The sequence below is a fragment of the uncultured Halopseudomonas sp. genome (genome assembly GCF_963977355.1).
Classification (GTDB): domain Bacteria; phylum Pseudomonadota; class Gammaproteobacteria; order Pseudomonadales; family Pseudomonadaceae; genus Halopseudomonas.
In genome coordinates this window covers 27,683-41,158 of the sequence record NZ_CAXBOV010000015.1, presented here as the reverse complement: position 1 = coordinate 41,158, position 13,476 = coordinate 27,683, and the positions used below count along the sequence as shown (strand labels likewise).

Here is a 13,476-nt window from a genome sequence, read left to right as displayed (position 1 = left end):
CAGCTAAGGGATGCTTCAGGCAGCGAGGTTCTTCGCTACGAAGTCCCAATTGACCAGATTCCAGAACGCTTCAAGGTACTTGGGGCGTGCGTTGCGGTAGTCAATGTAGTAGGCGTGTTCCCATACGTCACAGGTCAGCAGGGGGTGTTCGCCAGCGGTGATCGGGTTGCCTGCACCGATGGTGCTGGCCAGGCCAAGAGAGCCGTCTGGCTTTTTAACCAGCCAGGCCCAGCCGGAACCGAAGGTACCGATGGCCGTGTTGGTAAACTCTTCCTTGAACTTGTCGAAGGAACCGAATGCCTTGTTGATGGCCTCGGCGAGCTCGCCACTTGGCTCTCCACCGCCGTTGGGGCTCAGGCAGTTCCAGTAGAAAGTGTGGTTCCACACCTGTGCAGCGTTGTTGAAAACGCCGCCGGAGGAGGTCTTGACGATTTCTACCAGATCCTTGTCTGCAAACTCGGTGCCCTGGATCAGGTCATTCAGTTTGCCGACATAGGTGTTGTGATGCTTGCCATAGTGAAACTCGAGCGTCTCTGCGGAAATATGGGGTTCCAGAGCAGATTTCTCGTAGGGCAGAGCTGGTAATTCAAAAGCCATGTTTTATCTCCATTTCAGGTATCAGGGTTTGGAAAAAGATCCCCTAGAATACGAATCCAGTGTGTTGCCGACAGGCTGTCATTGCATTGCCTGCTCGGTGACGTCTCTTTTTCAGCGGACGTTGCCCGTCTGTTAATGCACGGTTAAGAAGATGATAGCACCTGAAACCAGTGCTATCTACGCATCTTCCGTGTGGGTATCGCGGTTGCGCCGCACTATTCAGGGCCTGGCGATGCCCCAGGCAACAATCAGCATCATAATGGCAACAGCGCCGTCAATGACTCGCCAGGTGATGGGTCTGGAAAGCCAAGGGGCTAGTCGTGCGCCCGCCAGTGCGAGGCTGGTGAACCAGAGCGCCGAGGCGCTCACTGCGCCTGCCGCGAAGAGCACGGGTGAGTGCTGTTGGGCGCCAATAGCCCCAATCAATACGACAGTATCCAGATATACGTGGGGGTTGAGCAGGGTGACTGCCAGGGTACTGAGCAGCACCGATTGACGGGACTGGATAGGTTGTTGATCTGCGCGCAGAACCTGCGGCGAAAAAGCGCGTCGCAATGCCAGGAGCGCATAGCCGACCAGAAAAGCCACGCCGCCCCAGCGGGCCAGTTGAATGCCTAGCGTCGAGTGCTCCAGTAAAGTGGCTAAGCCGAAAATGCCGGCAACGATCAATACTGCATCGCAGACCATGCATACCAGTGCGGCGCTGTAGTGATGTTCCCGTTTTAGGCTCTGACCAAGCACATAGGCGTTCTGGGCGCCGATCGCGATTATCAGTCCCGCGGCGACGAACAAGCCATGTAGGTATCCTTCAAGGTCAGGCATTGGTGCTCTCCACAAAAGTAAAAGCTGATTTTGCAGTCTGAATTGTGATAAGAAAAACAAATAATGCTAATCCTGCATAAGGAAAATCAATGTTTGATTACAAGTTGCTTGAGGCGCTAGCCGCGGTAGTGGAGCAGGGCGGATTCGAGCGAGCGGCACAGGTGCTTGGTTTGTCCCAGTCGGCAGTTTCCCAGCGGGTCAAGTTGCTTGAGTCCAGGGTCGGTGCGCCGGTTCTGCTACGGATATCACCCCCTCTGGCCACGCCTGCGGGGCAACGTTTGCTCAATCATGCCCAGCAAGTGAAATTGCTCGAGCGGGACCTCCATCAGGATCTGCCTATGGTGGGCGGTGAGCAGGGGCCTACGCGCCTGCGCATCGCGCTCAACGCTGACAGTCTGGCGACATGGTGGGCACCCGCGGTGGCGGATTTCTGTGCTCGTGAGCAGATGCTGGTGGATATGGTGACGGATGACCAGGAGGTCGTGCTGCGCCGCATGCGAGCTGGAGATGTCGCGGCATGCGTGTGCGCCACGTCAGAACCGGTGGCGGGTGCCAGATCTATGGCGCTGGGTAGTATGCGCTATCTCGCGGTCGCCAGCCCTGCTGTCCTGTTCAGGGAGCCTCCGGCCCCGACAGACCCCGCCGCCGTTCTTCGGAGTCTGCCTGCTGTGGTATTTGGCCCTGATGATCAGCTTCAGCATAGGTTCCTGCGCGAAGTTGGCCACATAGGCGATTTTCAACATCACCTGTGTCCCTCGTCCGAGGGCTTTGTGCGCATGCTCTGTGCAGGCATGGGCTGGGGGATGGTGCCAGCCTTGCAGATTCAGTCACAATTACGCAGCGGAGCCCTACGCGAAGTGTTGCCTGGCCGGCACGTGGACGTGCCGCTGTTCTGGCATTACTGGCGTAATGGAGGACGACTGCTAGAAGCGCTGACCCGCTGCCTGGCCATTCAGGGCCCCCTACTGCTGGCTGACGGTCATACTGCCTGAGCCCGGAAGGCGTTCGACGCAGCGCGCGCCCATCAGCCTTGACGGTGTGAAATAACCTGGCGCGTTTTCCGCCTCGAGAACGTGTTTCACTGCCATCAGAACACCGTGAACGGTAACGTCATAGCCGTTGGCGGTTTCGATCCGCGCAGTAATTTTCTTGCCAGCGCGGTTTTGCGCTTCCCCCCATACAAAGGTTCGGGCGTTTTCCCGTTGCTGCAAATCGGGACCCTTGACGCGTTTGCCCGCCATACGTTTAAGCAGTGCCTGCACAGGTGCGAGGCCAAGCAAGGGGCGCAGTTTATCGAGCTTGCGCAGCCGTGCTGCAGCGCTCGGTGCCATAGGTATAAATACTTCAATATTGTCGATGCCTGTGGTGTACCAGGCTGTTGCGATGTCACCCCAGGGAATGGTCACAGCAAACTTGCTGCCATTACCGAAATCGATTTCCCGACTCTGCCAGGCCAGGGGTACGCTGCGAATCTCGTCCTTTTCACGTATCTTGCCGCCCATCTTGAGACCTTCGACCGAGGTTTTAGCCGTGCCGGGGGAGAAACCACTGCGTGTGTCAAAGCCCAGTGCCAGTCTATCTGCGTCGGGCAGTTCGGCTTTGAGTGTGGCCGCCACGCAATCGGTTGGAATAACATCGAAACCCACGCCGGGGCATATGACAATATCCGCTGCGACTGCATCGGCATGCCTTCCCTGGGCATCGACGAATACATCGATCTCGCCGGTGATATCCAGGTAATGACAGTGGCTTGCAATACAGGCATCGATCATCGGTTGGCTGGTCGCAGAGAAGGGGCCAGCGCAGTGGGCGACGGCTCTCATGCCCTCCAGGCCTTCCTGGGCGGCTGTAGCGTTACGCAAATCAAATATGCGGTATTCGAAGCCCAGTTCCTCTGCGAGTTTACTCACTGCGGTGCGATTGCGTCCGGCCAGGATAGGGTTGAGGCCTTGTTTTTTTGCCTCACGCGCAACCAGCATGCCGGTGTAGCCGTTGGCGCCATATATCATCCATTGCTGCATTGTCGGTTCCTGTCTTGAAAGCCATGGCCCGGGTTGGGCTTCTTGCACCAAAGGGTAACGGCTGAGGTCTGCCCGCGCCAGTGGCGCACGCGGGTGTATGATACGTTGACAACAGCAAATGATAGGGATTGCATCATGCGCATTCTGATTACGGGCGCGAGTGGGTTTATTGGTGGTCGTTTTGCCGCGGATGCACTGTCACTGGGATTGGAGGTGCGCTGCACTGGACGTAACTCAGCTGCCCTGCAGTGGCTCGGCGCCCGCGGTGCCGAATGCCTGGCGGGAGACCTGCTCGATGCGGATTTTACCCAGCGGGCAAGCCGTGGTTGCGAAGCAATTATGCATTGTGCTGGCGCGGTGGGCACCTGGGGCAGTTATCAGCATTTCCATGATGCCAATGTGCGGGCTACTGAACATGTATTGGCCAGTGCAGTCAGTCAGGGCGTGCGGCGACTGGTACACCTGTCATCCCCTTCCATTTATTTTGATGGAAAAAGCCACCGGGATGTGACCGAGGATTTTCTGCCTCCGCGTTTTTTCGATCATTACGGCGCAACCAAGCACCTGGCAGACCAGAAGGTATTTGCTGCGGGTCGGGCGGGCCTGGAGGTGATCGCGCTACGTCCACGGTTTGTTATAGGTGCGGGCGACACGTCGATCTTTCCGCGACTGCTGCGAGCTCATCAGAGCGGGCGTCTACGGATCATCGGGAATGGGAACAACCATGTAGACCTGACGCCGGTCGAGAACCTCAATCTGGCCATGCACGCTGCTCTCGAGGCACCCGCGCAGGCTCTGGGGCGAGCCTACAATATTAGTAATGGCCAGCCGGTGGCCTTCTGGCCGCAGTTCAACGCATTGCTTGCGCGCCTGGGTATGCCAGAGTTGGACAGACACATCCCCTTTCCGGTTGCCTATGCCATGGCTGCGGTGGCAGAGGCCAAGGCGCGCTTGACTTCAGGTCAGCCGGAGCCTGCTATTCTGCGCCTGGGAATGGCCGTCATGGCCCGTGATTTCAACCTGGATATCAGCGCAGCTCGGACGCTGCTGGGTTATCAGCCGCGTATCTCTATAGATCAGGGCATTGAAAACTTCGCAGCCTGGTGGCAGGCAGGTATGCCGTTACTGGCGGACTACCTGCCCTCGGTAGATACGCACCGCTGACGGCGTTTGGGCCAGGTTGGCCGGCGCGGTCTCAACTGTGTTCATGCCCTGCATCAGTCGCTGCCTGGAAGCAATAGCTCCCTGCCCAAAAGCAGCTGGCTGCGGCGCTTCAGGATCGGTCCTGATCATGTCTGTCAGACGCTGGCCTAGCTCCCGAATATCGTTCTGTTGGCTTGACGTGCTGAGTCGAATCATGGATTCGGCCGCGCCTTCTTCGCTGAGCCGGATGGTTACTCCCAGTTCTTGCTTAAGGCGGCGACGCAGGATAGTCATGCATTCCAGCGTCGACCGATTGAATTGCGCTTCAGTAAACATGCTGCTCCCCCCACGGATGATCCCGGCAAATACCGGGATTCTAGCCAAGCAGGCACTAAACAAGCAGAATACGTACCAATACGACCGGTGGCCGGAATCCGCGGCCCTGCAGCCGATATAATGCGCTGAAAACAGGTCTTGAGTCTTTGCAATGCATTACTGTGGGGCATGCTGCACCGCTCTAGCGCAGGGCTTTGGCGCCGTCGATCCATTTCAAGCGAGGTGTGAGATGAAACAACGCAATCCGGATGAGGGGTTGACCAGCTTCCGGGCGACCGACGATGCGGATCTCCTGGAGACGCGGCGTGGCGAGACAATTCATACGCCGGTTCGTATGGACTCGCGTGAGTCCGGAAATGGCGCATTATGGGCTCTGTGTGGTGCCTTGACCCTGGCTTTGGTGGGATTCGGCTACTGGAGTCAGCAGCAGCAAACCCAATTACAACAGCAGTTGGTTGCCACGCAGAACAGCTTTGCCCGTATCAGCGAGGAGGCGGCCGGTCGCATTCAGGATGTGACCGGCAAGCTCAGCGCGACAGAATCGTCCCTGACGGTGGCCGAGGAGTCCCGTGAGGAGCGCCTGGCTGGAATGCAGGAGCAGTTGACCGAGCTCGCCGAGCGAGTTGCAGCGCAGGACCGCTCTATTGACGCGGCCAATGCCAGAGATGCAGACCTTGCGAACCGGCTGGAAACACAGCGTGAGAGTCAGCAGACGCTGGTTACTCAAACCGGTGAACTGGCCGAACTGGTTGGCGCTCAGGCGGACAGGATAGCAACGGCGGAGAGCCAGGCGGCCGAAAATGCCGCTCAACTGGCAGGTCTTGCGGGCCAGATAACCAGTTTGAATGCGACTCTCGCACAGTTGAAGGACCTTGAAAGTCGTTTGGCGTCTCAGTCCCAGGCTACTTCAGCACTGGCGCAGCGTGTTGATGCCTTGGCCGAGGAAGGCGCTGGAGCGAACATTGAGCGAGAACTGCTGGTGCTGCGCACTGAAATGGAAGAGAGGCAGAATTACAACCAGGAGGCGTTGCAGTCGATTGATGCCTTCCGCAGGCAAATCAATCGCTCCATCGTGACGCTCAAGGAACAGATAGCCAACCTCCAGCAACAGCTAGCCCGTTCCTGATGAATTATCTGGCCCATCTGTTTCTCGGGCCGCAGGATCCCGAACAGGCCCTGGGCAGCCTGCTTGGCGATTTTGTGCGCGGCCCGGTAGACAAACTCGAGTTGCCCGACGGGGTACGTCATGGAATATGGCTGCATCGGCGCATCGACAGCTTTACCGATGCCCATGAGGTGGTAGCCGCCAGTAGAGCCAGGGTTACCCCCGAACGCCGGCGGTACGCTGGCATCATGATCGATATGTTCTATGATCATCTGCTGGCCCGGCACTGGGATCGCTTCGCCGATCAATCAATTGGCGATTTCACCCGGCAAATGTATTCCCACCTGCTGGCCCAGCGCGACGTGATACCTGCCAATGCCTGGCCTGTCATAGAGCGTATGGCTGAGCAGGACTGGTTGAGCAGCTATGCCCGAATCGGGTCATTGCACAGGGCGCTGGACAATATTTCCCTGCGTTTGCGCAGGACCAATACGCTACCTGGATCGGCCGATGAGCTGGAGCGTGACTATGCGGGATTTGAAGCGGACTTTCTTGCGTTCATGCCGCAGGTTATCGCCTTCGCAGACTCGCAGGCTCTGACCACCGGTGAAGCGGCAGCGTTACCTGTTTCGACTAGCCCCAAGGCCTGAACCACAGCGCCCTGGACCGTGCGAGCCAGTTGATTGCGATTATGGGTCTGGCAGTGCACTATCGGCAGAAAATGCAGCTCTACGTCGATCGGCGCACTGCCCAACAAGCGCAGCAGATGCCGCGAGAATTCATCATCGTCGATGAAAGGAGCCATCAGGTCCCGTTGTCCTTCGCGACGGTAGGCAATCGCCACGGGCTGAACCGGTGTTTGCGACTCAATAGCACAGCTCATCAGCCGCCCGTGGAAAGCTCTCACCCGGTCACCCGCAGTAGTGGTGCCTTCGGCAAAGATGACCAGACTATCGCCCTGTTGTAAGGCGTCACGCAACTGTGCATGCAGCGTCTGGCCGCCAGCCTGGCCGCGCTGAATAAATTGAGTGCCAGCAGCGTTGGCCAGCCAGCCGATAACAGGCCAGTGACGAACCTCTGCCTTGGAAAGAAAGTGCACCGGTGACTGCGCGCCGATGGCGACAATATCCAGCCAGGAAACGTGATTGCTGACCAGTAGTGCGGTCTCTTTCGAGGGCATGCCATGACGGTGTATGCGCAGCGGCAAAAGCCCAATCAGGCCCCGCATCCACAAGCTGGCAAGCCTGTTGCGATAATGCCGGGTCAGCTTGCTGGCAAATCTGTCGCCGAGCGCAACGCAGGCAGCCAGTAACAATCCTAGCAGAAGCCAGACACTCACCAGCGGAATACGCCATAGCCGACGCAGAACGCTCATCGGTCCCGTCATCGACTGATTCCCGCCTGTTCTTCCGCCTTGAAGTGCCGTGCATAGCGAGGGCATAACTGCTCGCGCCGCAGCAAAATAAACACATCAGCTACGTTGAATTCGGGATCCCAGCAGGGCTCGCCACAGATTTTTGCCCCGAGCCGCATGTAGGCCTTGAGCAGGGGTGGCATCTGAGCTGTCACGTTCTCCGGCAAGTCCATTTCTGGCAGGGGTAAACGCGGGATCGCATTCAACCACTGGCGGCAAAGATAGCGACCCCTGAGCCGCTGCATGACAGCTTGTGCCTGAATACCTCCGTCGGCCATGCTCACGCTGGCGCAACCCATAAGGTATTCATAGCGACGTTCGTTCATTATTTGCGCCAGGCCTGACCACAGTACTGAAATGGTTGCACCGTTACGGTAGCGTGCGTGCACACAGGTGCGGCCGATCTCCAGAACGCCCCCACGTAGTTGTGGCAAGCCAACGAGTTGGAACTCGCTCTCGCTATAAAAGCCACCCGCTTTTTGCGCACCCTTGCTGTCCAGTAACCGGGTAGTGGCGACCACTTCACCGCTGTGCAGGTCACGAACGACCAGGTGTTCACAGTGCAGATCAAATGCATCCTGATCCAGGCGGCTACCGGCATCTGCCAGGGTTGCCCCGCATTCTTCGCTGAAAACCTGGTAGCGAAGCGCTTGCGCGGCTTGGAGCATTTTCGGATCCTGCACCAGCTCAACACTCAGGTGTTGTGCAGGGGATACTTCGTTGGCGTACGCGGTATTGGACATCAGGCACCTCCGTCGGGACAGCCTCTGGTTGTTTCCAGATCGAGGCTATGGCAATGGCGTGTCAGAGATGTGAATGCCTTGTTGCGATTGGATGACAGCGTTTCGACCGATTGATGCAGGTCAGTACCCTGTTGCACTGCCTCATTTATAAAGGCGGCACTTTCTCAGCTCTAAGGTACAAGACATGAACAGTTCAGCCAGGGTGCTATTTGATAATGGCCCACACAAGGTACTGTGCTTTGATCAACTGGTGACCGGCGACGGCGTACAGTCCAACCAGTTTCTGATCATCGATCACGATGAGCACGCGTTGCTCGACCCAGGTGGTGATCTGACCTACATGCCCCTGTCCATGGCCGTGAGTCGGCATATTCCCCTGCGTGATCTGACCTATGTGTTTGCCTCCCACCAGGACCCCGACATCATCGCGTCTTTGGATAAATGGTTTCTGCATACACGTTGCCGTGTGGTCTGTTCCAAGCTCTGGGCCCGTTTTCTACCTCACCTATCTGCGGGTTTTCTGACGCGTAACGAGGGCACAAGCACCACCGAGCGGATGATCGCCGTACCTGACAGGGGCCAGAACATTCCCCTGGGGCAGACGGTTATCAAGGCATTGCCTGCACATTTTCTGCACTCGGTGGGCAATCTGCAGTTCTTTGATCCTATCAGCGGGATTCTCTTTTCCGGTGATATGGGCGCTTCAATGGTGGATGACGCCGAACCAGTGGAGGATTTCAGTGTCCATTTAACCACCATGGAGGGCTTTCATCGGCGCTATATGGCGGGCAATAAAGCCTGTCGCCTCTGGGCTAACATGGTTCGTACGCTCAAGCCCGCCATGATAGTGCCCCAGCACGGCCGGCCATTCGTAGGCCCTGTTATGATTGCGGCCTTTCTTGACTGGATCAGCCAGCTGCAGTGTGGGCTTGACCTGCTGGACCAGGACGATTACCGAATTCCCTGACAAGAGGCGGGACATGACTGCACCCATCTACCCCTGGCGACAAGACAACCAGTTCGAGCTGGCGGTAGATGGGGAGAACTTTTTCCCGAAAATACTTGAGGCTATAGAGCAGTCCAACAAGACCATCGACATAGAGCTGTACCTTGTAGAGTCGGGAGAAGCGACAGCGACAACCATAAAGGCGCTGCTGGCAGCTGTGCGACGGGGCGTCAGCGTGCGTTGTCTGTTCGATGATCTGGGCAGCAGTGAGTTCTCCGAAGTCGAACGCAACGCGTTACGTGACGGCGGGGTAGAACTGCGGATCTATAATCCTCTGCGCTGGAAGCGTGGGTTGGGTAACCTGCATCGTGACCATCGAAAGATTCTGGTGTTCGATAATCAACTGGCGATGGTTGGTGGATTCGGGCTGTCGGACGAGTTCTGCCTGCCCAGTGTGCACGGCCGCACGTGCTGGCATGATCAGATGCTGGCGATAACGGGACCGGTAGTGGCGGATTGGCGCGCGCTGTTCGAGCGCGCTTGGCAGCAAGTTGATGGCCCGCGCATAACCGCTTCGAGGCTGGTTAATAGCCGGGACAAACGGCCGCCAGCGCCACCGGGGAACCACGGCTGGGCCCGTGTTGCCCATCTCGACTCACGCCTCAATAACGAGGTACTTCAAGCACTGCTGGAGAGTGTGCGCAAGGCCGAGAAGCGGGTCTGGCTGGCGACACCTTATTTTTTGCCCGCCTGGAGAGTGCGCAGAGCATTGCAGAAGGCTGCGCTGCGTGGGGTGGATGTACGTTTGCTGCTGTGCGGTCAGATTATGGACCACCCACCGGTGCGTTATGCCGGGCAGCGCTATTACAGTCGACTGCTAAGGGCCGGAATTCGTATCTTCGAATACAAGCCGCGCTTCCTGCATCTAAAGTCGGCGCTGGTTGATGATTGGGTGTCTCTAGGCTCATGCAATTTCGACCACTGGTCTCTTCATTGGAATCTGGAGGCTAATCTTCACGCCCGCGATCAGCACCTGAGTGCACAGGTGCAGAACACTTTCGAGAAGGATTTCTCCGACAGTCACGAGTGGACGCTGGAGGCATGGCATGATCTGCCCTTGAGTCACCGATTGAAGATTCGGGTCTGGGGGCAGATCAATCGCTGGGTAACCATGTGGTTCAATATCAAGCGTTAATGACGGCCCGGCCTACATCGGTTTTTGCAGGAACGCCCATGGCTCGCGGTTAAAAGTGCGAGTTCAGGCAAATACGGGCTTGCGCTTCTGAATGAACGCGCTCAGTGCCTCTTTTGCCTCGGGGCCCTTGAGCAGTTCGGCGAAATAATCTCCCTCACGGTCCATTACTTCCTCTGCCACTTGCGTTACGCCCTGTTTCAAGAGTTGCTTGCTCAGCCTGATGGAGCTTGGAGGCAGTTGGGCAATACGCAATGCTGCAGCGCGCGCAGCTTCGTGAACCGGCGAGCCGGAGGGTAGGGCGTGATTGGCCAGGCCTATATCTGCGGCGCGTTGACCACTTATGGTCTCACCTAGCAGCAGCAACTCAGCAGCACGCAGGTGACCTAGCAAGCGCGGCAACAGGAAGCTGGAGCCAGCCTCGGGGCACAGGCCGAGGTTGACGAAGGGCATCTTCAATTTCGCATCTTCAGAAACATAGACAAGATCGCAATGCAGCAGCATCGTTGTGCCCACTCCAACGGCCGGTCCATTGACGGCCGCAATCAGAGGCTTGGGCGCGTGACAGATGGCCTTTAGAAATTCGTACACGGGGCTGTTGGGGCCGGCTGGAGGTACGTTGATAAAGTCGGCAACATCGTTTCCGCTGGTAAAGCAGTTTTCATCACCCTGGATAATCACCGCGCGCAGGCTGTCGTCGGACTGCGCGGCGTTGATCGCTTCAGCCATCGCGCTATACATATCGCGTGTCAGAGCGTTCTTCTTGTCAGGCCGATGCATGCTCAACGTCAATACGGCTTCACTACGGTCGATTAACAGATGTTCGCTCATTTCAGGCTCCTGGCGTGCTATGCCGCCAGGACTGTCATGCCTGGCGACTAAGAAAGGCTTCGTCGATAATCTGCCGGCCTGGCAGGCCAGCCATAAACAGCGGTTTGCGAATCTGTTCGACAAATGCGGGTGGACCGCAGACTAGCGCCAGTGTGGATCGTGAGGCAAGTCGCAGTTGTGTCAAATCCGCCGCCAGTTCGGCCCTGGGTCGCAGGTGCAGGATCAGCGTTGCATGCGCAGCAGCCAGATCCCGCAGCTCCTGATCCAGGTAGCATTCGTCGCCGTCATACCAGTGGCGCAGCTCAATCCGGGCCTGGTGTCCGGATGCCAGGGCGTGCCGTGCTATGGCCTGCAGCGGCGCCAGACCAGTGCCTGCAGCCAGCAGGAGTAACGGCTTGTCCTGCCAGTCGGGATCGTAGTGGAAATGGCCGCCGGGGGCCCCCAGGTATACCCGGTGCCCTGGCTCCATTGTCTGAATCTTTTCCGAGAACGCGCCACCTGCATGAATTCTCAGATGGAACCTCAGGTCGGTATCGCTTGCCTGGCTGGCAATGGAGTAGGGGCGGCCGAGCTCGGAGTCCAGCCAGACCACCATGTGTTGGCCTGGCTGAAAGCGTATCGGACGATCCGGTTTGAGTTGTAATAGCAGTACGTTCTTACCGGTGACCTGCATATCTACAATCCGGGCACCGAGGCCGTCATGGGCTGGATCATGCAGCTTGAGGCGCATATCCCCTGCCAGCGGGCACTGACAGGCCAATAGCCAGCCTGCCTGGCGCTGTTCCGGAGCCAGTCCGGTGATCGCTTGCGCCGGCACCGGACCATCCAGCGCCTGCACCAGGCACGTCTGGCACTGTCCGGCACGGCAGGACCATGGCACCCGTTGACCCGCCGCCAACAAGGTGTCGAGCATATTGTCGCCGACCTCAGCCTGTATGCAGACCTCTCCAACTCGTATCTCAGGCATAAGCCTCGTCATATACCTCGCAGCGATCGCGTCCGTTGTGCTTGGCCCGATAAAGGGCCAGGTCAGCCTGGTTCAGTACTTTCTCCAGGCTGTCCCCCGGGCCCAGCAGGTTCAGGCCTGCTGATAAGGTACAGTAAACCTCATTGCCGGTACTTTTGAAGCAGGTTTGCGCGAAGCAGATGCGTATGCGCTCGACGCATTGGTGCAAAGCGGCCAGATCGGAATTGTCGAGCAAAAGGACAAACTCCTCGCCGCCGAAGCGGGCAACCATGTCTTCATCGCGCAGATTATTCAAGGCTACCCGGGCGAATCCCTGGAGTACCTCATCGCCAGCCGCATGTCCGTTCAGATCGTTGATTTTTTTGAAATTGTCCAGATCAATGAGGGCAATGCCCAGATGCTGACCCGGAGTCAACAGAGTGATACGTCGCTCCGCTTCACTGAGGAAATATCGACGATTGACCAGACCGGTCAGACTGTCTGTATCGGCAAGACTTTGTAGCTGGCCCATCATGCCGCGCAATGTGGTTTGATGCGTCTTCAAGACGTTGTGCCGGCGCTGTAGTCGTTCGCGCAATTCGCGAATATAGCTACAGAAAAAGCTGAGCCAACCCATGAAACAGGCGAGCACGAACCATTCAAGCAAGTGAGCCGATAGCGCTTCTGTGCTCGTGTCGTGGAATATGTTGAACAGGATCAGCAGCCCGTAAAGTATCAGAGCTAGTCCGGCGTGACTCAGAAAGGCCCGACGTGAAAGCTGGAATACGCCGAACATCAATATGATCGGATAGACCATGATCAGGCTGCCGCGAAACTCTCCGCTGAATCCAAGCAGGTAGGTGAGCAGCAGCATGGCGATCACGATCTGCGGACTGGTCAGGCTCGGATCCTTGAATCGCAAATTGAAGCCGCTTTTGAAGATGCCAAACAGAGCCCCTTGCAGACCCACGCCAAGCAGCACATGACTGGCTGCCATCGTTGCGCTGGCGTTGTACTGGCCAGCAAGCCACGCCGCGCCAATGACCACGTAGGTGATTGCGTAGTTGAGTTGTGCGAGATAAAACCGCTGTAGACGCAGGGCCTGGAATTTGGCGACAGTGTTTTCCATGTCCTAGATACTATTCCTTATTTATTGTCTTTAGCATGATGGCACTTTGATGCTAAACACCACTGTAAACCTGCTTTTGTCCTTTGAACAGACCGATTATGGGCATTGCCGTTCACGGGAGATTACGCCTTGGTTCTTGCTCGGTTATAATTCGCCATCTGATTAGTCACAAGAGCCAGGATCTGCCCGTTTATCGGACTCTCCGGCGCTTATCCGTGAAATTGGCAGCGACGTCTCTGTGCATCATGCTT

At 57.3% G+C, this 13,476-nt stretch carries 14 protein-coding genes and 1 pseudogene; 6 read left to right on the top strand and 9 right to left on the bottom strand.

Annotation, left to right across the window (positions count from 1 at the left end; translation table 11 throughout):
- Nucleotides 1-15 precede the first annotated feature (15 nt).
- Together sodB and AAC076_RS09985 are read right to left on the bottom strand one after the other, a co-directional pair.
- Nucleotides 16-597 carry a superoxide dismutase [Fe] gene (sodB, locus tag AAC076_RS09990; RefSeq protein WP_339845072.1) on the bottom strand — a complete coding sequence of 194 codons (582 nt, stop codon included), beginning with the start codon at nucleotides 595-597 and terminating at the stop codon, nucleotides 16-18.
- 219 nt (nucleotides 598-816) lie between these two features.
- Nucleotides 817-1,419: a LysE/ArgO family amino acid transporter gene (locus AAC076_RS09985; protein WP_339845069.1), complete on the bottom strand. Its 603-nt coding sequence runs from the start codon at nucleotides 1,417-1,419 to the stop codon at nucleotides 817-819.
- 89 nt (nucleotides 1,420-1,508) lie between these two features.
- Here AAC076_RS09985 and AAC076_RS09980 point away from each other — a divergent pair, with 89 nt between their 5' ends.
- The gene (locus tag AAC076_RS09980) at nucleotides 1,509-2,411 is read left to right on the top strand and encodes a LysR family transcriptional regulator ArgP (RefSeq protein ID WP_339845067.1); all 903 of its coding nucleotides are present in this window, start codon (nucleotides 1,509-1,511) and stop codon (nucleotides 2,409-2,411) included.
- On the opposite strand, the gene AAC076_RS09975 is transcribed toward AAC076_RS09980, so the two are convergent.
- On the bottom strand, nucleotides 2,382-3,440 hold the full coding sequence (locus AAC076_RS09975; protein WP_339845065.1) for a saccharopine dehydrogenase NADP-binding domain-containing protein: 1,059 nt from the start codon (nucleotides 3,438-3,440) through the stop codon (nucleotides 2,382-2,384). The two genes, AAC076_RS09980 and AAC076_RS09975, sit on opposite strands and share 30 nt — an antisense overlap.
- 135 nt (nucleotides 3,441-3,575) lie before the next feature.
- Between AAC076_RS09975 and AAC076_RS09970 the strand changes: the two genes are divergently transcribed.
- Nucleotides 3,576-4,604 (top strand): NAD(P)-dependent oxidoreductase, encoded by a 1,029-nt coding sequence (locus tag AAC076_RS09970; protein WP_339845064.1) that lies wholly within the window; start codon nucleotides 3,576-3,578, stop codon nucleotides 4,602-4,604.
- Here the strand turns inward: AAC076_RS09970 and AAC076_RS09965 are convergent.
- Complete coding sequence (locus AAC076_RS09965; RefSeq protein WP_339845061.1) at nucleotides 4,563-4,919, bottom strand: hypothetical protein; 357 nt, start codon at nucleotides 4,917-4,919, stop codon at nucleotides 4,563-4,565. The genes AAC076_RS09970 and AAC076_RS09965 overlap by 42 nt on opposite strands.
- Before the next feature lie 229 nt (nucleotides 4,920-5,148).
- Here AAC076_RS09965 and AAC076_RS09960 point away from each other — a divergent pair, with 229 nt between their 5' ends.
- Together AAC076_RS09960 and AAC076_RS09955 are read left to right on the top strand one after the other, a co-directional pair.
- Nucleotides 5,149-6,045, top strand: coding sequence for an ATPase (locus AAC076_RS09960; protein ID WP_339845059.1), 897 nt, complete (start codon nucleotides 5,149-5,151; stop codon nucleotides 6,043-6,045).
- Nucleotides 6,045-6,539: pseudogene (locus AAC076_RS09955) on the top strand (ACP phosphodiesterase); the annotation flags it as partial. The gene AAC076_RS09960 and the pseudogene AAC076_RS09955, both read left to right, overlap by 1 nt.
- A gap of 11 nt (nucleotides 6,540-6,550) precedes the next feature.
- On the opposite strand, the gene AAC076_RS09950 reads toward AAC076_RS09955, so the two are convergent.
- Together AAC076_RS09950 and AAC076_RS09945 are read right to left on the bottom strand one after the other, a co-directional pair.
- Nucleotides 6,551-7,411 (bottom strand): lysophospholipid acyltransferase family protein, encoded by an 861-nt coding sequence (locus AAC076_RS09950; RefSeq protein WP_339845057.1) that lies wholly within the window; start codon nucleotides 7,409-7,411, stop codon nucleotides 6,551-6,553.
- On the bottom strand, nucleotides 7,408-8,181 hold the full coding sequence (locus AAC076_RS09945; RefSeq protein ID WP_339845055.1) for a GNAT family N-acyltransferase: 774 nt from the start codon (nucleotides 8,179-8,181) through the stop codon (nucleotides 7,408-7,410). The genes AAC076_RS09950 and AAC076_RS09945 overlap by 4 nt, the downstream gene beginning before the upstream one ends.
- A gap of 184 nt (nucleotides 8,182-8,365) precedes the next feature.
- Between AAC076_RS09945 and AAC076_RS09940 the strand changes: the two genes are divergently transcribed.
- Both AAC076_RS09940 and AAC076_RS09935 read left to right on the top strand, forming a co-directional pair.
- Nucleotides 8,366-9,148: an MBL fold metallo-hydrolase gene (locus AAC076_RS09940; protein WP_339845052.1), complete on the top strand. Its 783-nt coding sequence runs from the start codon at nucleotides 8,366-8,368 to the stop codon at nucleotides 9,146-9,148.
- 13 nt (nucleotides 9,149-9,161) lie between these two features.
- A complete protein-coding gene (locus AAC076_RS09935; RefSeq protein WP_339845050.1) occupies nucleotides 9,162-10,322 on the top strand; it encodes a phosphatidylserine/phosphatidylglycerophosphate/cardiolipin synthase family protein in 1,161 nt (386 codons plus the stop codon).
- Between the two features lie 63 nt (nucleotides 10,323-10,385).
- Here AAC076_RS09935 and AAC076_RS09930 read toward each other — a convergent pair whose 3' ends face one another.
- Genes AAC076_RS09930 through AAC076_RS09920 form a run of 3 tightly spaced genes read right to left on the bottom strand, consistent with a single transcriptional unit; the run spans nucleotide 10,386 to nucleotide 13,225 of the window.
- Nucleotides 10,386-11,150 carry an enoyl-CoA hydratase gene (locus AAC076_RS09930; RefSeq protein WP_339845049.1) on the bottom strand — a complete coding sequence of 255 codons (765 nt, stop codon included), beginning with the start codon at nucleotides 11,148-11,150 and terminating at the stop codon, nucleotides 10,386-10,388.
- 34 nt (nucleotides 11,151-11,184) lie between these two features.
- A complete protein-coding gene (locus tag AAC076_RS09925; RefSeq protein ID WP_339845047.1) occupies nucleotides 11,185-12,117 on the bottom strand; it encodes a 2Fe-2S iron-sulfur cluster-binding protein in 933 nt (310 codons plus the stop codon).
- Nucleotides 12,110-13,225 (bottom strand): GGDEF domain-containing protein, encoded by a 1,116-nt coding sequence (locus tag AAC076_RS09920; RefSeq protein ID WP_339845045.1) that lies wholly within the window; start codon nucleotides 13,223-13,225, stop codon nucleotides 12,110-12,112. The genes AAC076_RS09925 and AAC076_RS09920 overlap by 8 nt, the downstream gene beginning before the upstream one ends.
- Nucleotides 13,226-13,476 lie beyond the last annotated feature (251 nt).

Bases quoted from the DNA above. Each gene is read 5' to 3' on its own strand.
- sodB (WP_339845072.1), bottom strand. From the start codon at position 597: ATGGCTTTTGAATTACCAGCTCTGCCCTACGAGAAATCTGCTCTGGAA.
- AAC076_RS09985 (WP_339845069.1), bottom strand. From the start codon at position 1,419: ATGCCTGACCTTGAAGGATACCTACATGGCTTGTTCGTCGCCGCGGGA.
- AAC076_RS09980 (WP_339845067.1), top strand. From the start codon at position 1,509: ATGTTTGATTACAAGTTGCTTGAGGCGCTAGCCGCGGTAGTGGAGCAG.
- AAC076_RS09975 (WP_339845065.1), bottom strand. From the start codon at position 3,440: ATGCAGCAATGGATGATATATGGCGCCAACGGCTACACCGGCATGCTG.
- AAC076_RS09970 (WP_339845064.1), top strand. From the start codon at position 3,576: ATGCGCATTCTGATTACGGGCGCGAGTGGGTTTATTGGTGGTCGTTTT.
- AAC076_RS09965 (WP_339845061.1), bottom strand. From the start codon at position 4,919: ATGTTTACTGAAGCGCAATTCAATCGGTCGACGCTGGAATGCATGACT.
- AAC076_RS09960 (WP_339845059.1), top strand. From the start codon at position 5,149: ATGAAACAACGCAATCCGGATGAGGGGTTGACCAGCTTCCGGGCGACC.
- AAC076_RS09950 (WP_339845057.1), bottom strand. From the start codon at position 7,411: ATGACGGGACCGATGAGCGTTCTGCGTCGGCTATGGCGTATTCCGCTG.
- AAC076_RS09945 (WP_339845055.1), bottom strand. From the start codon at position 8,181: ATGTCCAATACCGCGTACGCCAACGAAGTATCCCCTGCACAACACCTG.
- AAC076_RS09940 (WP_339845052.1), top strand. From the start codon at position 8,366: ATGAACAGTTCAGCCAGGGTGCTATTTGATAATGGCCCACACAAGGTA.
- AAC076_RS09935 (WP_339845050.1), top strand. From the start codon at position 9,162: ATGACTGCACCCATCTACCCCTGGCGACAAGACAACCAGTTCGAGCTG.
- AAC076_RS09930 (WP_339845049.1), bottom strand. From the start codon at position 11,150: ATGAGCGAACATCTGTTAATCGACCGTAGTGAAGCCGTATTGACGTTG.
- AAC076_RS09925 (WP_339845047.1), bottom strand. From the start codon at position 12,117: ATGCCTGAGATACGAGTTGGAGAGGTCTGCATACAGGCTGAGGTCGGC.
- AAC076_RS09920 (WP_339845045.1), bottom strand. From the start codon at position 13,225: ATGGAAAACACTGTCGCCAAATTCCAGGCCCTGCGTCTACAGCGGTTT.